Genomic DNA, 23,768 nt, shown 5'->3' with positions numbered 1-23,768 from the left:
TTAGTGATGTGTTAGACCAAGAACAAGCGTTCGTCAGTAGTGAGAGCAACGGAAAGTGGAAATACACGGAAGGATCGCAAAATGCGCTTTCAGTACTTGTCATGTTAACTAAAGGTTAATAAACATTCATCCTCAATCGCCATGAGGAACAGCTATGTCCAGCATATGTCATCAGACTATTGAGTTTTCCCCTTGTGAAGAAACTGCGCTGGCCGTTGATGAACTTAGTCAAATTTGCGAGGGGCTGGCGCGGCAGCGTCCACAAAATATTCAGGCATTGTTAAATGCACTGGCGCTGATTGCGCCACTTCTCAACGCCATTCCTAATGTGGTGTTTTTTATTAAGGATGTGCAGGCCCGTTATCTGTTAGTCAATATGACATTGGCGCGACGCTGCGGGTTTAAAAACGTGACATCGCTACTGGGGAAGACATCGGCAGATGTTTTCCCTTCTGCGCTGGGACGAGGATATACCGAACAGGATCTGCGTGTGCTACGCGAAGGGGTTGCGTTACGTGATCAACTGGAGATGCATCTCTATAACGGGCGCGAACGCGGCTGGTGCCTGACGCAGAAACTGGCACTGCGCGATATGCAGGGGCGTGTGATCGGAATGGCGGGGAGTCTCACATGATCTCCAGGAAGCACATGCGCGTCATCCTGCCTGGCAACGTCTGGCGATCATCGATGAGCACATTCGCAATCACTACCACCGCGCGATCTCTATGGAAGAGTTGACTGAAATGAGCGGAATGTCTGTGGCGCAAATTGAACGCTACTGTAAGCGGATTTTTCACCTGACTCCTCGCCAGATGATCCACAAAGTTCGACTGGAAAAGGCCACGGAGTTGCTTGCCGGAACTACGCCGATTACCGATATCGCTTTGCAGTGCGGTTATACCGACCACAGTGCGTTCAGCCGTCAATTTAAGGCGATGACAGGCTCAACACCGCGTGATTTTCGGATGACGTTGGTCGGGTAGCACGACAAATCGCAACCGGGCATTGTGCTAATTTCGTCATCCTGGGGAAAGAAAATCGACAAGCCGCCAGCGCAAGGAGAGGTCAATCTGTTAATGAGAATTCACTTTTAATTCACATTAACGCAACATGTTGACAATAAGGAAACCAAAGATGAGCAATAAAGCGATTAACTGGAGTGGCGTTTTTCCGGCGGTTAGCACTCAGTTCCGTAGTGATTACTCACTTGATTTGGATGCCACCCATGCGGTGATGAAAAACCTGGTTAAAGACGGGGTTTCTGGCCTGGTAGTGTGCGGTAGCGTAGGAGAAAACACGTCACTTACCACTCAGGAAAAACTGCAAATCATCGAAGTCGCGAAAGATGCTGCTGGCGGAAAAATTCCGGTGATTGCCGGGGTTGCTGAGTTCACCACCGCCTTTGCCCGGACGATGGCAAAAGAGGCCGAGAAGGTCGGTGTTGATGGCGTTATGGTGATGCCTGCTTTGGTTTACTCGTCTAAGCCTCATGAAACTGCAGCGCACTTCCGCAGTGTGGCAATGGCGACCGACCTGCCGATCATGGTCTATAACAACCCACCGATTTATAAAAACGATGTCACCCCTGATATCCTGGAAACACTCGCTGATTGCGAAAATATTGTCTGCTTTAAAGATTCCTCTGGTGATACTCGTCGCTTTATCGATCTTCGCAATGCGGTAGGAGATCGCTTTGTGCTGTTTGCAGGGCTGGATGATGTCGTGGTTGAGAGCATTGCGGTGGGCGCTGAAGGCTGGATTTCCGGGATGTCAAACGCCTTCCCACGCGAAGGTGAGACGTTGTTCCGTTTAGCAAAACAACAGCGTTTTGACGAGGCTATGGCGCTCTATCGCTGGTTTATGCCGCTGCTGCATCTCGATGCGCGCCCTGACCTGGTGCAGTGTATCAAGCTGTGCGAAGCCCTGTTGGGGCGTGGCAGTGAGGTTACTCGCCCGCCGCGTCTGGCGCTGGAAGGTGAAACGCGTGCCCAGGTTGTGGCGATAGTTGAGAAAGCGCTGGCGACTCGCCCTGCGCTGCCGGACGTGGGCCTTTGAGGTGGGGAGAGACTATGACTGAAACTTTCCCTTTCACCGGGCAACAGTTCATCGCCGGGCAACGTGTTGCCAGCGGTGAACCGTCTCTGGTCAGCCTGCGAGCGCAGGATGGCGAACCTACCGGGCAACGTTTTTACCCGGCCTCCGTGGAGGAGGCCGCGCAGGCGGCTATTGCGGCGCAACAGGCTTTTGTGCGCTATTCACAGACCAGTGCCGGGCAACGTGCCGATTTTTTAGAAACCATCGCCGATGAACTTGATGCGGCAGGCGACGAACTGTTCGCTACGGCACATCAGGAGACGGCGTTACCCCTGGCGCGTTTACAGGGAGAGCGGGCAAGAACCAGCGGGCAGATGCGCATGTTTGCCGGGTTATTACGTCGGGGCGATCTGTTTGAGGTAAGAATTGATACTGCGTTGCCGGAGCGTCAGCCTTTGCCTCGACCGGATTTGCGCCAGTATAAAACGGCTCTCGGGCCGGTGGCGGTATTTGGTGCCAGCAACTTTCCACTCGCTTTTTCTACCGCCGGTGGTGATACAGCTGCGGCACTGGCTGCAGGATGCCCGGTAGTCGTAAAAGCGCATCCTGGGCATATGGCAACGGCAGAAATTATCGCATCAGCGATCGCTCGTGCCGTGACTAAATGCGCTATGCCCGCAGGCGTATTCAATATGATTTTCGGTACTGATATCGGTGCTGAACTGGTGAAACATCCCGCAATTCAGGCGGTGGGTTTTACCGGCTCATTACGTGGTGGCATGGCGCTCTTTCGTTTGGCCCAACAGCGTCCACAGCCGATACCGGTTTTTGCCGAAATGTCGGCTCTCAATCCCTTTTTCATTCTGCCGCAGGCGCTATCAGTACGTGCCGATACGCTGGCCCGCGATTTAGTCGCGTCGTTCACGCAGGGATGTGGACAGTTCTGCACTAAACCAGGCCTGATTGTGTTGCTGAAGGGGGAGAACAACGCGGACTTTTTGCAGCAACTGGTTGAGAAAGTGAATGCCGCTTCACCGCAACTCATGCTAAATGCCTCCACGCTTGAGCACTATCGCCACAGCGTAGAGAAACTGGCAGGACATCCGACAATTCGGTGTTTGGCGGGGGATGATAATCATCAGACCGGACGTGCAGAAGCTCGTCTCTATCAGGCTCAGGTGGCAAGCGTACTTGAAAAAGATCCTCTGTTGCAGGAGGAAGTGTTCGGGCCGCTCGCGATTGTGGTTGAAGCCGCTGATGAAGCGGAGTTGTTGCAGGTGATTAACGCTCTGCAAGGGCAACTTACTGCCACACTTCAGGCGGATGAGGATGACCGGCAACTGGCTGGTCGTTTATTGCCGTTGTTGGCTGATAAAGCCGGACGCGTATTGTTCAACGGCTATCCCACCGGCGTTGAGGTTTGCGATGCCATGGTACACGGTGGTCCGTTCCCGGCAACCAGCGACGCGCGCGGCACGTCCGTAGGCACGCTGTCCATTACTCGTTTTCTGCGCCCGGTATGCCTGCAAAATGCACCCGCTGCGCTATTACCGCCTGCGTTGCAGGACAGTAATCCATTAAACCTGCTGCGCCTGGTTAACGGCCAGTGGACCCGGGAAGCCATTTCCTCCTTGTTGACTCATTGAAGGGCATCACTATGACAATTCCTTCTACCCAAAGCACGCAAACCGTCGTTGTTGAGTCGGGGAAGTTTAAAAAGCAGTTAACGCTCACCGACTTGACCTTTATTGGTCTGGGGGCGATTTTTGGTTCTGGCTGGCTGTTTGCTGCCAGCCATGTCGCATCGATCGCTGGCCCAGCCGGGATTGCTTCCTGGGTTATTGGCGGTTTTGCGGTGTTGCTACTGGGGATTATTTACTGCGAACTGGGGGCGGCGCTTCCCCGCGCGGGCGGTATTATTCGTTACCCGGTATTTTCGCACGGCGAATTGATGGGCTATCTGCTGGGCTTTATTACCCTGATTGCCTTCTCCAGCCTGATCTCCATTGAGATTGTAGCCGCACGGCAATATGCTGCCGCCTGGTTTCCGGCGCTGACGCAGACGGGGAGCAGTGACCCGACGCTGTTAGGCTGGGTGGTGCAGTTCTTACTGTTGTGCATCTTTTTTGCCCTGAACTACTACAGTGTCAAAACGTTCGCCCGCTCGAACAATTTTATTAGTGTGCTGAAGTTTCTGGTGCCGTTGCTGGTGGTAATAACGTTATTTGCCTTCTTCAAACCGGAGAATCTGCATATACAGGGTATGGCTCCATTTGGTATGTCAGGAGTGGAAGCGGCAATTAGCGCGGGTGGGATTATCTTCGCTTACCTTGGGCTGACACCGATTATCTCCGTTGCCAGCGAGGCGCAAAATCCGCAACGTACCATCCCATTTGCGCTGATCCTCTCGGTAATTCTCTCGACCATCATCTACGTTCTGCTGCAGGTGGCTTTTTTGGGCAGCATTCCTACTGAATCGCTAAGTGGGGGTTGGGCGGAGATCAGTAAGAACTATTCGCTGCCGTATCGTGATATCGCCATTACCCTTGGGATGGGCTGGCTGGCATTTATGGTGGTATGTGATGCTATTGTGTCTCCCAGCGGCACTGGCAATATTTACATGAATGCGACACCGCGCGTGATCTATGGCTGGGCGAAGGCGGGAACATTCTTTAAAACCTTTACTCATATCGATAAGGAGTCAGGTATTCCACGTCCGGCACTGTGGCTGACGTTTGGTTTATCTATCTTCTGGACGCTGCCGTTCCCGTCGTGGGAGCAATTGATTAGCGTGGTTTCTGCGGCTCTGGTACTGAGCTACGCCATCGCGCCAGTTACAGCTGCCGGGCTGCGTCGTAATGCACCAGATATGCCGCGCCCGTTCCGCGTTCGTGGTTTTGCGGTGCTCGGCCCACTCTCTTTTATGATTTCCGCGCTGATTGTTTTTTGGTCTGGTTGGGGAACGCTTTCCTGGCTGCTGGGGCTACAAATCGTAATGTTTGTGGTTTACGTGGTTTGTAAGTCGAAAGTGCCTGTTCAGCATGTCAGCCTGGCGCAGCAGATTAAATCTTCATTGTGGCTTATTGCCTTCTATGCCCTGATTATGCTGTTTTCCTGGTTGGGTAGTTTTGGCGGTAGCGGCATTATAGGTCACCCGTGGGATACTATCGTCGTCGCGCTGATGTCGTTGGGAATTTATTACTGGGGCGCATACACCTGTCTTCCTCGGGCGAACTTTAACGGGGATGAAGAAGAATAAAGGAGTAGAAAATGGATAGAGTAATCCTCTCATTATCAGAGGCTTACGCACTAGCCTATCATGCGCTCATCAGTAACGGATTTAGTGAGCAACATGCAGTGGTGATTGCAAACAACGTTACCGCCGGGGAGCGCGACGGCTGTGCCTCGCACGGTTTATGGCGACTGCTGGGGATTGTTGACACGCTGCGAAAAGGGAAAGTCTCTGCCGATGCTCTGCCGACAGTGGAATCTCAGGCTCCGGCAATCGTGAAGGCCGATGCCAAAGGTGGCTATTCGCTGTTGGCTTATCAGCAGGCACTGCCGTTACTGATCGAGAAAACGCGTCAGTGCGGGATTGCAGCACTGGCGATTAATCATTGTGTTCACTACTCCGCCTTATTTGCGGATGTTGAACCGCTGACTGAAGTCGGACTGGTGGCGCTGGCGACCACGCCAAGCCATGCCTGGGTTGCGCCGAAAGGGGGGCGCAAACCTCTTTTTGGTACTAACCCAATCGCGTTTGGTTGGCCGCGCGACAAACAGCCGCCATTTATTTTTGATATGGCGACCAGTGCGGCGGCACGCGGTGAGATTCAGTTACATCAGCGAGCCGGGAAATCACTTCCTGAAGGTTGGGGGATCGACAGCAATGGCAATGCCACCACCGATCCACAAGCTGTGCTGGACGGAGCCATGTTAACCTTCGGCGGTCATAAAGGTTCGGCACTGGCAGCGATGGTGGAGCTGATTGCGGGGCCACTGATTGGCGATATGACCAGTGCTGAGTCTCTTGCGTGGGATAACGGTGCAGGTGGTTTGCCGTATGGTGGAGAGTTGATCCTGGCACTCGATCCGCAGCGTTTTCTTGGTGAGGATGCCGGGAGGCATCTGGCAAGGGCGGAAACACTGTTTAGTCAGATGCAGGCACAGGGCGCGCGCCTGCCAGGAGAACGTCGCTACCAGGCACGATTGCGCAGTGAGCAACAGGGTGTAGAGATCAGCCAATCACTCTATGACGATATTCGATCCTTAAGTAGCTGATAGATACTAAAGGATATACATACAATTAATGGCGGGAAGGATCCCGCCATCTGCGCTATCAAAACAACGTATCCAGCTCTGCCAGTACGTTGTAGTCGTCATCAGTCAATAACAACGTTTTCCATTTGTCGAAGGTCAGGCACGGATGCGATGTACCAAACACCAGAATATCCCCCACCTGCACGTCGCTATTAGCTGACAGTTGCAACATACAGTGCTGATCCATAATGCCGACACTGCGAATAGCCTCAGGATTAAACGCCAGTGGCTTACCGTTGCGATAGTGGGCGACTGGTTGCGGCAGTCCGGCGTCGAAGGCGCAATCACGCTTACCAAAATTAACCACCGCACGATCGGCCTCCGGCACCGATTGCACCATGGCGACCAGTTCCAGTGCAGATGTGAGATCGCCTGCCAGATCGCAAGCCACTGGATCACGGGCGATCAATTGCTGTTGCGCGATGTCGTAGATCCCTGCGTCATGGGTGATGTAGCAGCCTGGGCGAATGACGATCCGGCAGTTATCAGGCTTTTCTGCCGCCAGCCAGATATTGCACACCACGTCATACCAGACCGTGCCTGCTCCGGTGAGAATAAACTCGCCATCAACCAGACTTGCCATATCACAAGCCAGTTGTGCGGCATTCCGTAGCAGCGCTTCTACCTGCGGTTGTGGATCGTCACCGTGTAAAACACCTTCATATAACTCAAGCCCCCGCAGACGTAATCCTGGTAACTGGGGCGCCTGCTTAGCCAGTGCCAGTGCGGCATCCGTTGAGCGGCAACCACAGCGCCCGCCGGGAACACCCAGTTCAATCATCACGTTCAGCGTCTGTTGCTGGCTGGCAAAAAAGGCAGACAAAGCGCGGGCGTCTCAATGCTGTCGATACAGCAGATAAAATCGACCGTCGGGTAATGCCGTTGCAACTGGGCAATCAACTGCATATTCGCCTTGCCGACCAACTGGTTAACCATCAGCACACGCTGAATACCGCTCGCCATTGCCGCACCAGCCTGCCACGCGCTACCGACACCTATTGCCCAGGCACCAGCCGCCTGCTGCGCCTGAAAAATCCACGGCGTCATGGTGGTTTTACCGTGCGGTGCCAGCGAAACGCCGCGCGCGTCAGCGTAACGCTGCATCCACGCAATGTTGTTCTCCAGCGCCTGCTTTTTAATGATCGCGGCAGGTAAACAAACATCTTCGGCAAGGATATTTGCGGGCATTTGCATCAGAGCAGATTTATGGGGAACCAGAGGTTCTGAGTGGTATTTCATAACATTTACCTTTTGAGTTTTTCACCGTATCGGATGCGAGTATCATTTGTAACTAAATGAAATATAAATATTTAGTTTATTTATCTTATGATTTATGAATAAAAGTATCAGAAAATCATCTGGGTTTTGCGTAGTTTTCCACTGTTTTTCATCCTTGTAAATGGTTAACTTATCACCATTGCAGAAATGGAGTGACGAACATGCAGGTTGACTGGTTATTCAAAAATGTGACGGTTATCGACGGCAGCGGCGGCCCTGAATTTCGCGGTGACGTGGCAATAACAGGCGATCGGATTGTCGATATTGCCCCTGCGCTTAACGTTACGGCGCAGCAGGTTATTGACGGTGAAGGACGGGTGCTGGCACCAGGGTTTATCGACGTTCATACCCATGACGATATCAACGTTATTCGTATCCCGGAATATCTGCCAAAAATCAGCCAGGGGATCACCACGGTGATTGTCGGCAACTGCGGGATCAGTGCAGCGTCGGCGAAAATGAAAGGCGAAGTCCCTGACCCGATGAATCTGTTGGGGGAAGCGGAGCACTTTATTTATCCCACCGTTGAAAGCTATGCCCAGGCAGTGGAAGCAGCCAGACCGTCACTGAACGTTGGCACGCTGATTGGTCATACGGCGCTGCGTAATAATCATATGGACGACCTGTTTCGCCCGGCGACGGCGGATGAAATTGCCGCTATGCGTGCCGACTTACGTCTGGCGTTGAGTCAGGGGGCGCTGGGGTTAAGTTCCGGACTGGCCTATGCCACGGCATTTCAGGCGACTACCGAAGAAGTCATGGCGCTGGCGGAAGAACTGGCAGGTGAGAAGGGAGTTTATACCACTCATCTGCGTTCTGAATTCGAACCGATTCTGGATGCGCTGGATGAGGCGTTTCGTATTGGGCGTCATGGCAAAGTGCCTGTTGTGGTTTCCCACCATAAATGCGCTGGGGCGAAAAACTGGGGGCGGACAAAAGAAACGTTGGCTTTTTTTGACCAAATGCGTCAACACCAGGAAATTGGCTGCGATGTCTACCCTTACTCGGCCAGCTCTTCAACGCTGGATCTCAAACAAGTCACCGACGAATTCGATATTGTGATCACCTGGTCACAAACACATCCGCAGCAGGCCGGGAAGACACTGGCACAAATCGCCATCGACTGGCAGATGAGTATGCTGGAGGCTGCAAAGCTGCTAATGCCTGCCGGGGCTATCTATTACAACATGGACGAGCGCGACGTCCGCCGAGTGTTGAGTTATCCGGTCAGTATGATTGGCTCTGACGGTCTGCCCAATGATCCCATGCCGCATCCGCGTTTATGGGGCGCTTTCCCTCGCGTGCTGGGTCACTATTGTCGTGATGAAGGCTTATTCCCGCTGACCACGGCTATCCACAAAATGACCGGGCTTTCTGCCAGCCGTTTTCGTCTGCCCCAGCGTGGGCTGGTGAAAGTCGGCTATTTTGCGGACCTGGTGTTGTTCGATCCGCAAACCATTCGTGATGTTGCCAGTTTTTCTGATCCCAAACGCCCGGCAGATGGCATTGAGGCGGTGATGGTGAACGGCGTTATGAGCTATGGTCGCGATAAACATATTACAGGCCGTGCGGGCCGTTTCCTGCGCCGCCAGACCTCACATTAAGGAGTGAATATGAGCATTAAACGTTACGGTACGGAAGGTGGAACAGGCACTGGCGGGCAGCATTTGCCGTTTGCCAGGGCGGTTGAGGCGGGCGGCTGGCTGTACGTCTCCGGGCAAACCCCCATGAAAAATGGTGAAGTGGTAGAAGGCGGTATCGTTGAACAGTCACGACTGGCGATCCAAAACTGTGTCGACATCATGACTGAAGCCGGTTATAGCCTGGCGGATGTGGTTCACGTGAAAGTGATCCTGACCGACGCCCGCTATTTCCAGTCATTTAATAAAGTATTCAGAGAATTTTTTGGCGAGAATCCGCCTGCACGTATTTGTTGTGTGGCTGATCTGGTTGTCGATTGTAAAGTCGAAGTCGATGTGACCTGTTATAACGCGACCCGCTAATAAATTTAAGAATTAAAAAAACAGACCGCAATTGAGTGCTGAATACATTCAGCACTCCGGGAACTCTTACATTAATTTCTCTCTACTGGCAGGATGTGAATTATGAACAGTCATATCTTTTTAGTCGGCTTTATTATTTATGCCATCGCCATGATTTGGCTTGGTTGGTTTGTTTCTCGTAATCAGAAAAGCGGAGAAGATTTTCTGCTGGGCGGGCGCTCGCTGCCGCTGTTTCTGACGCTGGGTTCAACCGTTGCCACGATGGTTGGCACGGGTTCCAGTATGGGCGCAGTGGGCTTTGGTTACAGCAATGGCTGGGCCGGAATGCTTTATGGCGTCGGTGGGGCCGTAGGTATATTGCTGGTGGCGTGGCTGTTTGCTCCGGTACGTAAATTACGTTTTATGACCATGAGTGAAGAACTCTCTTATTATACTGGCGGGAGTCATTTAATTAAAAATATTGTCGGCCTGATGATATTTATTGCTTCTATTGGCTGGCTGGGTGCGCATATTTTAGGTGGCAGTATGTATCTTGCCTGGGCAACAGGTATTGATCTTACTGTGGCAAAATTAATTATTGCCTTAGCTTTTGCGATTTACGTTATTATCGGCGGTTATTCGGCGGTAGTGTGGACAGACACCATTCAGGCCTTAATTCTGTTCTTTGGTTTTATTTTGATGGCTATTCTTGCCGTTGTTCACGTAGGCGGCTGGAGTGCGATTGAACAGGCGATGGACCCAAAAGCGATGAGCCTGTTTGCGATTGATAAAATGGGCGTGTTACCTGCGCTTTCGCTGGCGCTGGTTATTGGCGTTGGTGTACTGGCCACACCGTCTTATCGCCAGCGTATTTACTCGGGTAAAGATGTTCCCTCTGTACGCCGTTCGTTTGTTATTACTGGCGTGTTGTATCTGTTCTTCTCGATTCTGCCTGCCATTATCGGCATGGCGGCGTTCACCATGAACCCGAATCTGGAAAACAGTAACTATGCCTTCTTGTTCGCCACCAGTTTTCTGCCGCCATTGCTTGGCCTGGTGGTACTGATTGCCGGGCTTTCTGCCACCATGTCTTCTGCCAGCTCCGATGCCATCGCAGCGGTGGCGATTATGATGCGCGATGTCTACACCATGATTACCGGCAAAATGCCGCCGGAGAACAAGGCAATCACTTACTCACGCTGGATGCTGACCTTTGTTATTGGCCTGGCGCTGGTCTTTGCTCTGACCTCTAATGACATCATCAGCTACATTACCAAAATGATTTCGATGCTGATGTCCGGGCTGTTTATCTGCTCGATTCTCGGTCGCTTCTGGCTACGCTTTAACTGGCAGGGCGCACTGGCGGCGTTAGTGAGCGGTATGGTGATGTCAATTGTGGTGCTGATGAATGCCGACTGGCTGGCTTACTGGGGTAACCCGTGTATTCCGTCAGTGCTGGGAAGCCTGGTCGCTGGCGTACTGGTGACGCTGGTAACGCCAGCAAGCGAGATCAGCCGGGAAGAAGCTCTGGCTATTATCACCAATGAGCGTGAAAACCAGAGTATCGTGATCACCAAACCTGAAGAGGCATAACCAATAGTGCTAATCGCCAAGTGGCTGGCGGTTAGCGCCACCCCGGTGGCTGTCTAATGCCAGTTTTATCCGCCGCAGGCGATCTTTCGCCTGCGCTTTATTTGCCATAGCCAGCTCTGTTGCCAGCACATCGATCATCGCGAGCATGGCGTAACGGGAAGGCGTGGGCTTAAAAATGTAATCACTTTCCTGAACCAGCAACGGCAATACCAGATCCACCTGTTCTGCCAGTGGTGTTTGTGCAGGCGTAATGGCAATAACACGCGCGCCGTACTGACGGGCGATAGCAGCACTTTCGATGATTTCTGGCGTATAGCCGCCGAGTGAAAGAACTATCACCACATCCTGCGGCATCACGGCTGAGCACATCATTCTCATCATGAGAGCATCGTTCTGACTGACCACTGGCAATCCCAGACGGAACAGACGGTACTGGATCTCCTGCGAGCAGATGGTAGAACCGCCGCCCGTTCCCAATGCAAGAATTTGCCGTGCCTGACTTAACCAACTGACCGCCTGACTGATGGCGTTCATATCCAGTGAGCGACGATGCGTTTCCAGCACGCTGATAATTGATTCGTAGATCCCCTGAACGCCGTCAAGATCCGGTACATCGAGAATAAACCGCTGCCCGATAGCCAGTGACTGCGCCAGTTTGACTTTCAGTTCGCGGACATCTTTGCAACCCAATGCACGGGCAAAACGCGTCACCGACGCCTGGCTGGTTTGTGTTAACCGCGCCAGCTCGGCAATTGGCAGTTCCACGGCTGCGGAGACGTCATCAAGAATAAATTGTGCGATACGCTTTTCAGTGGCGGTTAACGCCATAAACCGTTCGGTAATGCAGGAGATGATATCGATGCTATAAGCCATGGGAGTATCACTGATTCAGTAAAAACTGGTACTTTGTACCATAAAAATTGCTCCAGAGTGTGACCCTCATAAAAAATGTAAGTACGCAGCGACAAAAAAACGCTCAACACCGCTCCAGATCATAAAGTTTTCTACCACCAGGCCGACAACCTGAGTATCAGGTCTGGAGGGAAGAGAAACCATGTTTAAACGTATTAAGATCGTGACCAGCTTATTGCTGGTTTTGGCCGTTTTTGGCCTTTTACAACTGACATCAGGCGGTTTGTTCTTTAATGCCTTAAAAAATGACAAAGAAAATTTCTCCGTTTTACAAACCATTCGTCAGCAGCAGTCCACGCTGAATGGCAGCTGGGTCGCGTTGTTGCAGACACGTAACACTCTCAACCGCGCGGGTATCCGCTACATGATGGATCAGAACAATATTGGCAGCGGTTCAACCGTCGCCGAGCTGATGCAGAGTGCCAGTATTTCGCTGAAGCAAGCGGAAAAAAACTGGGCGGACTACGAAGCGTTGCCGCGTGACCCGCGTCAGAGCACAGCCGCAGCGGCGGAAATCAAACGTAATTACGATATTTACCACAATGCGCTGGCGGAGCTGATCCAGCTGTTAGGCGCAGGCAAAATCAATGAGTTCTTTGATCAGCCAACTCAGGGATATCAGGACGGTTTCGAGAAGCTGTATATGGCTTATATGGAGCAAAACGATCGTCTCTACGATATTGCCGTCAGCGATAATAATGCTTCCTATAACCAGGCGATGTGGGTGCTGGTGGGCGTGTTGATCGTCGTATTAGCCGTCATTGTGTCCGTCTGGTTTGGTATTAAAGCCTCGCTGGTAGCACCAATGAATCGCCTGATCGAAAGCATTTGTCATATTGCTGGCGGGGATTTGGTAAAACCCATTGAGGTGGATGGTTCTAACGAAGTAGGACAACTGGCTCAGAGTTTGCGCCATATGCAAAGTGAACTGATGCGTACTGTCGGAGATGTACGTAACGGTGCTAATGCCATTTATAGCGGTGTCAGCGAAATTGCCACGGGTAATAACGATCTCTCATCACGTACTGAGCAGCAAGCGGCTTCACTGGAAGAGACGGCGGCCAGCATGGAGCAACTGACTGCAACGGTGAAACAGAACGCCGAGAACGCGCGTCAGGCCAGTCATCTGGCGTTAAGTGCTTCTGAAACCGCGCAACGTGGTGGCAAGGTAGTGGATAACGTGGTGCAGACGATGCGCGATATCTCCACCAGTTCGCAGAAGATAGCCGATATTATCAGCGTTATCGATGGTATTGCCTTCCAGACCAACATTCTGGCTTTGAACGCGGCGGTTGAAGCGGCGCGCGCGGGTGAGCAAGGGCGTGGTTTTGCGGTAGTTGCGGGGGAAGTGCGTAACCTGGCGCAGCGTAGCGCCCAGGCGGCCCGTGAAATTAAAAGCCTGATTGAAGACTCCGTAAGTAAAGTGGATGTCGGATCTACGCAGGTCGAAAGTGCCGGGGAAACCATGACAGAGATTGTCAGCGCCGTAACACGCGTTACTGACATTATGGGAGAAATCGCTTCAGCCTCTGATGAGCAAAGCCGTGGCATTGATCAGGTTGGTTTAGCGGTTGTCGAAATGGATAGGGTAACGCAACAGAACGCCGCGTTAGTGGAAGAGTCTGCCGCCGCTGCCGCCGCGCTGGAAGAGCAGGCCAGCCGTCTGACCGAAGCCGTGGCGGTGTTCCGTATACAGCAAACGCAACAGCGTCAGCATGAAGCTTTACCAGTGGTAAACGCAGCGTTGCCGGTTGTTGTGCCGCGCAAAATTGCCGTCGCTGATAGCGGGGATAACTGGGAAACGTTTTAATCGCCATGAAAAATGCCCGATAAGCAAAATGTTATCGGGCATAGGGAGATTAATCTTTACGTGGGTCGTTGATCGGCTGACGAACCAGGAAGATGTACGCCAGTGCCCCCGCTGCGGTAACGCAACCGCAGATGATTAACGCCAGACGGAATGAGTGTGTGGTATCAACAATAAAACCGGTAATAATCGGCGCGAAAGAGGCGCAGATGAAGCTGGCAAAGTTCTGGATACTGCCCACCGACGCAGTCATGCGAGAAGCGACAGCGACGTGGATCAATCCCCAGCAGGATGTTCCGGCAAAGTGAATACAGAACAGTGCCATGCCAATCAGCAGAACCGCCGTCATGGATGTTGTCGCTTGCGGTACTACCAGCGTAAAGGCGGCAGAACAGAACATCCCGGCAATAATGCAGATCTTCCGGCTCTTAATCGGAGCCATTCCCCCTTTGACCAGCCAGTCGGTAACGTAACCGTTGACCAGCATCCCGGCAGCCCCAAACAGGAAAGGGATAGCCGCCATCAACCCTGTGCTTTTTAAATCCAGGTTATAGGCTGTTTGCAGGTAACCAGGAAGCCAGGCCAGATACAGCCACGCAGTGTAGTTGATGCCACTGAATCCGAGCATCATTCCCCACATTGTGCGGTTACGGAACAGGCTGCGCCATTCGGCAGAACTGAGCGGATCTCGGCGGGCATTGACGCTACCAGCATTGAGATAAGCTTGTTCAACGGCAGTCAGTTCTACGTGCTCGCGGTTGCGATAGAGCATATACCAGCCGATGGCGAGAAAAATACCCAACACACCAATGGTAATAAACATCCCGCGCCAACCCATCACCAGCATCATCGCCGCCAGAATCGGTGGGCTTACGGCTACGCCAATGGTAGACGCTGCGTTGAAGAAGCCCATCGGGCGTCCGCGCTCTTTGATGTTGAACCAGTCGTTAATGACTTTTACACCGCATGGGTTCATCGGCGCTTCACCAATCCCCATACCGATACGAACCAACACGAACTGCGTAAAGCTGTGCACCATGCCAGACATTGCCTGGAACAGTGACCAGAAGAACATCCCAAGGCCCAGCATTAGTCGCGGGCTTTTGCGATCCAATAGTGGGCCGCAAGGGAGTTGCGCAATCCCGTAAGCGAGTGAAAACACGGAGAGCAAAGCGCCGATCTCGGTGGCACTTAACCCCAGTTCTTCACGAATCGTTAAATTTGCTACCGACAGCGAACTGCGGTCGAGATAATTGATTACCGCCGCAAAAAATAATAATAACATGGCGGTGGTTTGAATGCGTTTAATTCTGGCGCTGCGTTGAACTAATCCATCTGGTGGCACGGGAATATCTGCCAACGAAGATGCAGTAAACGAAGAATGCGGATCGAGGTTGATATTTTCTTTTTCCACGCCGGACTCCTGTATTTATAATTTTAATTGGTTTGCGTAATTATGCATTACGCAAGGTTGATATTAATGGCAGGTTAAAGTTTTAGGACTTTACTGCCGCTCACAAAACATTTTTAGTCGACTGATTGTGAGCATAGGTAAGTGGAAATTTTCCGGTATTTATCTTTTAATAAAACCGTGCACTCGCTAATAGTTTGCTGTTTTTAATCCGTACTTAATGAGCATGACGTTTGTTCTCATTAATGGAGCGAATCATTGATTGTTTAGCTGAATTCAAATGGTTACGGAGCGCAAGGGTGGCATCCAGGTCACTGCGGCAAATCAGAGCGCTGAGAATGGTCATATGCTCATCGACGGCAATGATATTGCGCTGTTTAAGGTCGCTTTCGTCCCATTGATAGTGAAAATGAAAGATGATTGAGATTATCTCAATCGATTGATCAAAAAAGATATTATCGGCAGCTGAAAGCAGTAAGGAGTGAAAATCTCTGTCCAGTTGGGAAAACATACGAAAGCTATTGCCGATGTTGTCTCGTAGTAGGCGATGGCGTTCGAGCATGCTTTTCGCCTGCAGCCAGTGGGGATCATGATCAGGCAGGTCAAGAAAGTGCTCAAGTGAATGTGTTTCGAGCATTTCGCGTAGCTCAAACAGCTGCTCAGCGTAGGATTGATCGAATTGCTTCATGCTCCACTGGCCGCGCTTTTCGCTTTGAATAAGATTATAACGGCCGAATTTTAAAAGATATTCTCTTACTACAACCGGGCTGACACCCGCGGCCCGAGCCAGTTGCAGTTCAGAAAAAGTTTCCCCAGGGCGTAACTGGCGCTGGTTTATCATCGTGAAAAAAGCCTGCTCAAACACTTTGTTTTGTTCACTCATTGAAGCGGTAGTACAGGCGAAACCGTCATCATGGTCAGGTTTACGCGCAATAACATAGTCGTTTCCAACCTGCGTTAAGACGCCGCATTCGCGTAAGTGGCTGAGAATATGACGCACTGTAGTGCGGCTGATGTTGTACATTTCCGCCAGCGCACTTTGCGATGGAAGTGGGGAAGGGATATGACCCCGCGCCATATCATCAATGACCTGGTTAATCACATTGTGGCGTAAATTTTGTGAACGACTCATATTATTCTCCTTGTGAGTCCATTAAAAACCGATTTAAAACATTTTTTATGCGTGTGTTTTCACAAAACAGATTTTCCGTTCCGCTGCCATTTTTCATTTTCATTGATATCTAAGGCAACAAAAAATGGAGAGCCGAATCATGTCTACGATGAATGTTTTAATTTGCCAGCAGCCGAAAGAATTAATCTGGAAACAATGCGAGATACCTATTCCTGGTGATAATGAAGCATTAATAAAAATTAAGTCTGTTGGGATTTGTGGTACTGATATTCATGCCTGGGCAGGTAATCAGCCATTTTTTAGTTATCCACGCGTTTTAGGCCATGAAATATGTGGGGAAATTATTGAATCAGGAAAAAACATTCACAATTTTAATATTGGACAGCAAGTTGCGGTAATTCCGTATATTTCTTGTCAGGAATGTCCGGCGTGTAAAAGCGGTCGCACCAATTGCTGTGAAAAAATTTCGGTCATTGGCGTGCATCAGGATGGCGGTTTTAGTGAGTATTTGAGCGTGCCGGTGGCGAACATTTTGCCTGCGGATGGTATTGATCCGCAGGCGGCAGCGTTGATTGAACCTTTCGCTATTAGCGCTCATGCGGTTCGTCGCGCAGCAATTGCGCCAGGTGAGCAGGTGCTGGTGGTCGGGGCGGGACCAATTGGTCTGGGCGCGGCAGCAATCGCTAAAGCCGATGGCGCACAGGTGGTGGTGGCGGATACCAGTCCGGCGCGGCGTGAGCATGTGGCAACGCGTCTGGAGTTGCCCGTGATGGACCCGTCAGCCGAGGATTTTGACGACCAGTTGCGGGCGCAATTTGGTGGTTCGCTGGCGCAGAAAGTGATCGACGCAACAGGTAATCAACATGCGATGAATAACGCCGTTAATCTGATTCGTCATGGCGGCACGGTAGTATTTGTTGGCCTGTTTAAAGGCGAGTTGCAGTTCTCTGATCCAGAATTCCATAAAAAAGAAACCACAATGATGGGCAGCCGAAATGCCACGCCGGAAGATTTCGCGAAAGTCGGGCGGCTGATGGCGGAAGGGAAAATTACTGCCGACATGATGTTAACCCATCGCTATCCATTCGCCACGCTGGCAGAAATCTATGAGCGCGATGTGATTAACAATCGTGAGTTGATTAAGGGCGTGATTACTTTCTGATAATGCGAGTTGCCATGCAGCGCCCGGGGAAATGTTGGGCGCTGTTTTTTCTGTTTCTTAATAATGTTTTGTAGGTCGGAGAAGGCGTGTAGGTCGCACCTTATGCGACCTACAAATCAGTCAGGAATTATCCTTCACGCGCCACCACTTTAATTTCCACCATGCCAATGCCGAGCTTACGCGGCGAGTGTCCGAGGATATTCCCTTCGTTGGTTGAGACAGGTTCCGGCGGCACAATTACCAGTGTGTCGGCATCGGTTGGGTTATCGAAATGCAGCGTGGTGGTGGTCACTTCATTGCCCAGTATGATGGTTTGTTCTTCGTTGCCTACGCGTACCGGAATGGGACGGCTGGCGTTATTACCGTATGCTTTGGCGGTGATCACCAGGTCAAATTTCTTCGGCAGAGGATGTTTGTACTCGATTTTCACTTCATCGCCCAGTTGCGCGTTGGACCAGCGTCCCCACGACTCCGGACGGGAAATCCCGCTAAACTGTTTCACTTCTTCCGGTGCACCCGCGACGTTAAAAATGAAACTGTCGGCTTTGTAGCGAATATCGTTATCGACAATCTTCAGCGTATCGACATTGCCTTTGTAGCGTTCCATATCGATGACGGAATCTTTAAATGCGGTTTTGCCCTTCCACGTTGTTTTATCAACATGTTGAACAATTTGCTGACCACCAAGCTGCCCCTGGGAAACACACCAGTCAGTGGAGAGAGCCAGCTCTGGCGCCCATAGCTGCGCCATCTTGTAGCAACGGTCAACCCAGACGAAATTGTCGCGTGGAGCGAAATCGGCCAACTGGAAACGAAGTGGTGCAGAATATTCGCTTTCTGGCAGTGGTTCCACACGTTTATCCGACACGCGTAACAGCAGCGGCAGACGGAAATGGGTACCCGAGAAGGCGATCATGTTTTTATTCTGATCAATGGTGAACTCTTTCATCTCGGTGGGGAATTTCCACAGACGAATGATATCGGGCTTCCACGCCAGCACTTTCTCTTTAAAGTTGAGGAACACTTCCGACATGGATTGACCAGAGAGGCTACTACGCCCAAGGCCGATAAAGTTATCGCCACCAAGAATATCCAGCACTGTAGCGCCGTTATCCATGGTGTTGCGCTTCACCGCCAGCGTCTCTTGCTGTGGCTTGTCGCCACGGATGACGAAAAACAGGTTGTTACGATCCTGTTTATTAAGGTATTTCCACGCCGTGTTGTTCATCGCTAAATGGTCAGATGAGACGACGATGACGGTATCTTTAAACCACGGTGACGCTTTGATTTTATTGATAAACGTCGCGATGTTCTCCTGGCTGCAACTTACCGCGCTGAATGACTGATTCGGCTTACCGTCAAAATCATATTTTTTGCGGTTGCAGGTGCGAGAGATAAAACCATCCGGGTGATGGGTATCGACCGTCAGAGTAAACAGTGAGAATCGCTGACCAGAGCGGGAAAGCTCTTCAAACTTTTTCCACGCTTCATCCAGCACGGTATCGTCGTAGAATCCCCAGTCGTTGCGATAATGCGGATCCGCCACCACACTTTTCAGCTCTTCTGCACCATACAAATGGTCGAAACCGTGTGATTTCAGGAACACATCTTTACCCGCAAAACGCAGGTTAGCCCCTTGCACAAAATAGTTCTGATAACCGGAGTTTTTCAGGATATCGCCAAGACAGATGTTCTGCGGGAAGAAGCTGGAAACCGAGGCAGAGGCGTTACCTTCAAACGGGGCAAACAGTGGAATCCCGCACTGAGACGCCACCATGCCCGCGATAGTGTAATCCGTTCCTGGCAGTTGTTGAGTATGACTGAAATCCAGCCCTTCATTTTTCAGTGCGCCCAGTTCGGGAGTGAGGTCCGGAAAAGCGTCGTTATCAAAATAGGTCCGCTCCAGACTCTCACCATAGATATAAACCAGGTTAAGTTTGGGGGCAGGGATGGTTTTCGACGGTTCTTTATAATAAGCCGCAAAGTCAGGATCGCCGTCGCGTGACTGGGATTTTACCAGCTCCGTTATCTGGCGAAACGCCGGGCTGGCGTCCACAGAACCCAGCGCCAGTAAGAGCGCCAGCAGGCTGTAGCCAAAATGGTGAGGATGATGACGGCGTCGGCGTAGGATCCAGCCCAGCGCGCCGAAAACTACCGCCAGCGCCAGCACGATACCCACTCCCGGCAGGATATACTTGCTGACGCCAGCACCGGTCAGGCTGTTAGTTAAGGTATAGAGCACCGCGTCGTTAATACCATCGCCAGTAAAATAGTCACTGGCAAACAGGGTAATGTTTAAAACGACAAATAACCCCAGTACCGTTAACGTGGCGGCAAACCACCAGGTGTTACGTCCCGCTTTCCATGCGTAGATCAGCACAGAGGCGAGAAATAGGGCGAAAGAGAATAGTTCTGACAACGGGCGATCCTCACTAAAACAGGCCGGTTAGCCGATGTTTAAGATTTTTTGAGAAACACAATGTAATGGTGCTGCCATATAGCTGCAATTCTAGTGTCAAAAAAATGCGATGTTGTTAGGAATTAGTTTATAAACAGGCTTTTTTGCGCAAGAAAGCTTCCCGTGTAACAGAGGGAAAGACGACCAGAAACAGGGAAAAGAGCGGGGAAGGGCCGCGTTAGCTTTTTAATAGCTAAAACGCGGCGTTATGCGGATCAGGAAATAAAGTTCAGACCTTGCTTTAACACCAGATCGCAGGCTTTGGTTTTTACCTTTTCAGCCAAAGGCGTCGTACCGATGTTGTCCAGATTAAGCTGCTGACCATCTTTGGTTTTTAGCAAACCCTGAATGCCATCCAGATAGTTGGTATCTTCTTTCTGCTCTTCGCTGTTCAGGCCCAGCTTCTCCAGGACCTGATTTTTGATGTTTTCCGCATCGGTAACTGAAGCCAGCTTTTGCTTCGCGCAGTATTGCAAAATGCCTGCGGCATTGTTCATGTTGTCTGCGCTTAACGCCTGGTTGCCACTACTAAGCAGATTAGTTAATGAGGCGAGCGACCAACCGCCTTCCTGTGTCGTGTTGTTTTGGTTGCCAAGCTCGCTGGCGGCGCTGGAAAGCGCATCTTTCCAGGACGCAGCATGCACCCCGGTGGAAATTAATGCGCTGGTGGCAATGGCACAGCACAGAAGGTGTTTAATAGTTTTCATCATCATTACTCAAGGTGGAATTGTGTCGCAGTATAGCGCCGGAAAGGAGGATTAATACTCTTTACCCGTTACCCGGCTACGATAGCTTTCCCAGTTAAAAATAACCCATAGACTGTTACCCAGTCGCATACGATCCATAACGCGTTCGCCCAGTAACTTGGTCATCTCTTCCATATTGCTGTTGGTCAGCATCCCGGTCGGGCGTTTGGAAGAAGAGCGGCGATCGACGATCTGGTTGATGATCACTTTTTCGTATTTCGATTCGGTCTGCACGCCGATCTCATCGATCACGAGCAGATCAACGTTGCTCAGATCGTTAAGCAGTTGTTCTTCGCTGGTACCGCTATTTCTGAAGGTATCTTTCATCGCCGACATAATATCGGCCACGGTGATGATCAATACGGATTTACCGCGTAGCAGCAGTTCGTTGCAGATTGCCGCCGCCAGATGGTTTTTGCCAGTTCCAGGCTTGCCAGAAAAGATAAAGCTGGCGATGTTGCCGTCGAACTCTTCGACATACTGGCGCGCTTTGCTCAACGCATTCATCTGCCCTTCGCACTCAACACGATAGTTCTCAAAGGAGCAGTTTTGATGCAGTGGACGAATGCCAGAGCGGTTAAAGGTACGCTGCATTTTCATCGCCCGATTCTCGCGCTCAAGAGCGGCGGCGCGGAGCGCCCCTTGTTCTTTCTGCCATGCCAGAAGTTCTTCACCCGTTTTGAAGGCGGGTTTGATATGGGCTGGCATCATTTTTTGCAGACGTTGCATCAGGTCGCCAACGTTTTTTCATCGTTACCCTCTGAATCCCGGTGGAATTTGGCTGTCAGGTTCACTGACTGTGTTCACATCTCGTTTCGTTAATCCGCCATTGCTGGCACGACCTATTTGCAGGCTGCGCGCCAGTTTTTGTTGCCACTGCACATGATGGAAGACTTTGCCTTCCGCCTGCCAGTAAGCAATAAATGACGCCAGTTCTTCGGCAGTCACCGGCTCTTTTAGCGCCATGCCCCATAATGCCGCCTGACGGATAAAGTCGGTATCGGGTTGCCAGTCTGGGTACATGGCGAATTTGCCCATGGGTACGGCAACGGGGGCGGCTTGCGGTTCCTGATAGAGTTGATCGTCCAGGGCCACGTCACTTCCCGGACGCGTCAGTTTTTCTTCCAACGCCAGCAGTTCAGCAAGACGCGCGGGCGTAACGGCATAAAACGCCGGGGCATTGTTGGCAAATACGGCAACCATGCCGCCTTCTGCTTTTGCCAGAACGGTTTGGTGATCGTGTACCAGGGCGTCAATACCAACGACGTCCGGGGTCAAAACTCTGGAGGACATACTGTTTCTCAATATGGAACGATGAACGAGAAGGGAGATTACTTTTATAGTAACACACGGATGAGGCCAGGCAGCCTCTCATCCATGTGCTTTAAGCGAGGCAATTTTATACGCGGGGGCGCTTGCGGTACAACCACAATCCAGGAACGGAAAGACCGATGGATAACGCGCCAACAATTGAAGAAGCGGTAAGAAAGTTAGTTAACAGGGTAATCATTAACGGTTCGCTGTAACCTAACTGACTGATTTTTACCGCTGAAATCATTGCAGTATACGCCGGGATGCCCGGGAACATCGGAATGACAGCCGCCACGGTAAAGACTTTCGGGTGCGCCAGATACCAGCGCGACCACTGAATACCAATGGTGCCGACCAGTAGCGAAGCCATAAACGTCGACCACTCAATATTGAGTCCGGTAGTCATTAAAATCATTCGTGAACCATGACCCATCGCGCCAAGCAGCGCACACCAGCGTAATGCCCGGATTGGCACGTTGAACACCATCGCAAAGCCGACCGCTGGGATTGCCGCGAGGATCATATCCTGCGCTAATGCTAAGAGAAATTCGATTACACCCATCCGCGTAGCCCCCAAATTGTGAGTGCCATCACCACGCCAACGCAGGTTGCCAGTGTCAGCAGGCTGGCAATCGCCCAGCGTGCCAGTCCGGTATTTATATGACCTTTAAACATATCGGCTACAGCATTTATCAACGGAAAACCCGGCACCAGTAAAAGAACACTGGCCGCCATTGCCACAGTAGGCGTATGACTGAATGTCGGAAGTTGTAGAAGGAGGCCAGAAATTGTGGTGGCGGCGAAGGCAGTGATGCAAAAGTTTATTTGTGGATGGAGGTGGCGTTGTGCCAGTAGCTGGCGGATATACATGGCGATCATACTGGCGAAGAATGTAATCAACGCCCCATCCCAACCACCGTTATTCAGTTTACAGAAACAGGCGCAAGAGAGTCCCACCATCAAAGCGACCAGCCAACGCGGATAGCGCAGGGGATGTATTTGGCTAAAACGTTTCTCAACACCTTTGTAATCCAGCAGCTTATGTTCCGCCAGAATCACAATGTGTTGTACCTCAGTAACCATATGCATATTAATGCCGCGATCGTGGTTTTTGCGCGTAGATGTCAGACATTGACCATCTTTAATGGTGGTCAGTACGATAGCATTGGAAGAGATGGAGCTTTCAACGCAGTCCATCCCTACCGCCCGACCCAGTCGTGAAGAAAGCTCGTCAACCAGCGCGCTCTCCGCCCCGTGCTGTAAAAGAAATAATCCGCACTGGATACATAGCCGTGTAACGGCTCGCTGTTGCTCTGTTTGCATAACTCGCCCTTTGTCATAGACGCGTTGCGTATTTTTCAAAAAATGAGAACCCTTTTGTATCACGAAGCATGGCTGTTTTGACGTTGGTTAAGATCAAAATTGCGCTGATTAATCCTGGTTGCGGTGATGAGTTCGCTGAAGGGAAGCGATGCAAGTTTTGAGTGGAATAAATAATTCCATGAATATTATCATTAAAATGAATTTATCGTTTTGTTTTTACGCGTTTGAGTAATGGCCGGTGAAATCATTTTTTTCGGTTTCTGGTAAGAAATACCCTTCAGTTTTTATTGGTTTTTTTC

General features: G+C 51.1%; 17 protein-coding genes and 3 pseudogenes. 10 read left to right on the top strand and 10 right to left on the bottom strand.

Annotation, left to right across the window (positions count from 1 at the left end; genetic code table 11):
- Positions 1 to 154 precede the first annotated feature (154 nt).
- From CRI63_RS06885 to CRI63_RS06865, 5 genes and pseudogenes are all read left to right on the top strand, one after another.
- Positions 155 to 983, top strand: a pseudogene (locus CRI63_RS06885) (AraC family transcriptional regulator).
- Between the two features lie 151 nt (positions 984 to 1,134).
- Positions 1,135 to 2,055: a dihydrodipicolinate synthase family protein gene (locus tag CRI63_RS06880; RefSeq protein ID WP_130204736.1), complete on the top strand. Its 921-nt coding sequence runs from the start codon at positions 1,135 to 1,137 to the stop codon at positions 2,053 to 2,055.
- Positions 2,056 to 2,069: 14 nt separating this feature from the next.
- On the top strand, positions 2,070 to 3,680 hold the full coding sequence (locus CRI63_RS06875) for an aldehyde dehydrogenase (NADP(+)) (protein WP_135518949.1): 1,611 nt from the start codon (positions 2,070 to 2,072) through the stop codon (positions 3,678 to 3,680).
- 11 nt (positions 3,681 to 3,691) lie between these two features.
- Positions 3,692 to 5,293 carry an APC family permease gene (locus tag CRI63_RS06870; protein ID WP_135518946.1) on the top strand — a complete coding sequence of 534 codons (1,602 nt, stop codon included), beginning with the start codon at positions 3,692 to 3,694 and terminating at the stop codon, positions 5,291 to 5,293.
- An 11-nt stretch (positions 5,294 to 5,304) separates the two neighbouring features.
- Complete coding sequence (locus CRI63_RS06865) at positions 5,305 to 6,315, top strand: Ldh family oxidoreductase (RefSeq protein WP_130257900.1); 1,011 nt, start codon at positions 5,305 to 5,307, stop codon at positions 6,313 to 6,315.
- A gap of 58 nt (positions 6,316 to 6,373) precedes the next feature.
- Here the strand turns inward: CRI63_RS06865 and CRI63_RS06860 are convergent.
- A pseudogene (locus CRI63_RS06860) lies at positions 6,374 to 7,593 on the bottom strand (amino acid deaminase).
- A 200-nt stretch (positions 7,594 to 7,793) separates the two neighbouring features.
- Here CRI63_RS06860 and CRI63_RS06850 point away from each other — a divergent pair.
- From CRI63_RS06850 to CRI63_RS06840, 3 genes are all read left to right on the top strand, one after another.
- Positions 7,794 to 9,236 (top strand): D-aminoacylase, encoded by a 1,443-nt coding sequence (locus tag CRI63_RS06850; protein WP_104920094.1) that lies wholly within the window; start codon positions 7,794 to 7,796, stop codon positions 9,234 to 9,236.
- A gap of 9 nt (positions 9,237 to 9,245) precedes the next feature.
- The gene (locus tag CRI63_RS06845) at positions 9,246 to 9,635 is read left to right on the top strand and encodes a RidA family protein (RefSeq protein ID WP_000023754.1); all 390 of its coding nucleotides are present in this window, start codon (positions 9,246 to 9,248) and stop codon (positions 9,633 to 9,635) included.
- Between the two features lie 102 nt (positions 9,636 to 9,737).
- Positions 9,738 to 11,207, top strand: a complete 1,470-nt coding sequence (locus tag CRI63_RS06840) for a sodium:solute symporter family protein (RefSeq protein WP_135518943.1) — start codon at positions 9,738 to 9,740, stop codon at positions 11,205 to 11,207.
- A 9-nt stretch (positions 11,208 to 11,216) separates the two neighbouring features.
- Here CRI63_RS06840 and CRI63_RS06835 read toward each other — a convergent pair whose 3' ends face one another.
- Complete coding sequence (locus tag CRI63_RS06835) at positions 11,217 to 12,080, bottom strand: MurR/RpiR family transcriptional regulator (protein WP_130216569.1); 864 nt, start codon at positions 12,078 to 12,080, stop codon at positions 11,217 to 11,219.
- Between the two features lie 181 nt (positions 12,081 to 12,261).
- Between CRI63_RS06835 and tsr the strand changes: the two genes are divergently transcribed.
- Entirely contained in the window at positions 12,262 to 13,929 is a 1,668-nt protein-coding gene (gene tsr, locus CRI63_RS06830) for a methyl-accepting chemotaxis protein (RefSeq protein ID WP_135518940.1), read from the top strand.
- Between the two features lie 49 nt (positions 13,930 to 13,978).
- Here the strand turns inward: tsr and CRI63_RS06825 are convergent, their stop codons facing one another.
- Entirely contained in the window at positions 13,979 to 15,340 is a 1,362-nt protein-coding gene (locus CRI63_RS06825; protein ID WP_135518937.1) for an MFS transporter, read from the bottom strand.
- A gap of 214 nt (positions 15,341 to 15,554) precedes the next feature.
- Complete coding sequence (locus CRI63_RS06820; protein WP_135518934.1) at positions 15,555 to 16,469, bottom strand: GntR family transcriptional regulator; 915 nt, start codon at positions 16,467 to 16,469, stop codon at positions 15,555 to 15,557.
- A gap of 139 nt (positions 16,470 to 16,608) precedes the next feature.
- On the opposite strand from CRI63_RS06820, the gene lgoD reads away from it, so the two are divergent.
- Entirely contained in the window at positions 16,609 to 17,631 is a 1,023-nt protein-coding gene (gene lgoD / locus CRI63_RS06815) for an L-galactonate oxidoreductase (protein ID WP_135518931.1), read from the top strand.
- Between the two features lie 127 nt (positions 17,632 to 17,758).
- On the opposite strand, the gene opgB is transcribed toward lgoD, so the two are convergent.
- The 6 genes and pseudogenes from opgB to CRI63_RS06785 form a co-directional block, all read right to left on the bottom strand.
- A complete protein-coding gene (gene opgB, locus CRI63_RS06810) occupies positions 17,759 to 20,050 on the bottom strand; it encodes a phosphatidylglycerol--membrane-oligosaccharide glycerophosphotransferase (RefSeq protein WP_135518929.1) in 2,292 nt (763 codons plus the stop codon).
- Positions 20,051 to 20,304: 254 nt separating this feature from the next.
- Positions 20,305 to 20,799, bottom strand: coding sequence for a DUF2501 domain-containing protein YjjA (yjjA, locus tag CRI63_RS06805; protein ID WP_135519011.1), 495 nt, complete (start codon positions 20,797 to 20,799; stop codon positions 20,305 to 20,307).
- Between the two features lie 48 nt (positions 20,800 to 20,847).
- A pseudogene (dnaC, locus tag CRI63_RS06800) lies at positions 20,848 to 21,582 on the bottom strand (DNA replication protein DnaC); the annotation flags it as partial.
- A 6-nt stretch (positions 21,583 to 21,588) separates the two neighbouring features.
- Positions 21,589 to 22,128: a primosomal protein DnaT gene (gene dnaT / locus CRI63_RS06795; RefSeq protein ID WP_130221693.1), complete on the bottom strand. Its 540-nt coding sequence runs from the start codon at positions 22,126 to 22,128 to the stop codon at positions 21,589 to 21,591.
- Between the two features lie 106 nt (positions 22,129 to 22,234).
- Entirely contained in the window at positions 22,235 to 22,708 is a 474-nt protein-coding gene (locus tag CRI63_RS06790) for a threonine/serine exporter (protein WP_130204757.1), read from the bottom strand.
- The gene (locus tag CRI63_RS06785) at positions 22,699 to 23,469 is read right to left on the bottom strand and encodes a threonine/serine exporter ThrE family protein (protein WP_135518927.1); all 771 of its coding nucleotides are present in this window, start codon (positions 23,467 to 23,469) and stop codon (positions 22,699 to 22,701) included. The genes CRI63_RS06790 and CRI63_RS06785 overlap by 10 nt, the downstream gene beginning before the upstream one ends.
- Positions 23,470 to 23,768: the final 299 nt, after the last annotated feature.

Source organism: Escherichia sp. E2661 (assembly GCF_004745185.1).
In the GTDB taxonomy this organism is placed as follows: Bacteria; Pseudomonadota; Gammaproteobacteria; order Enterobacterales; family Enterobacteriaceae; genus Escherichia.
The sequence above is the reverse complement of the archived record's forward strand: the minus strand, read 5'-3'. Positions and strand labels throughout refer to the sequence as shown.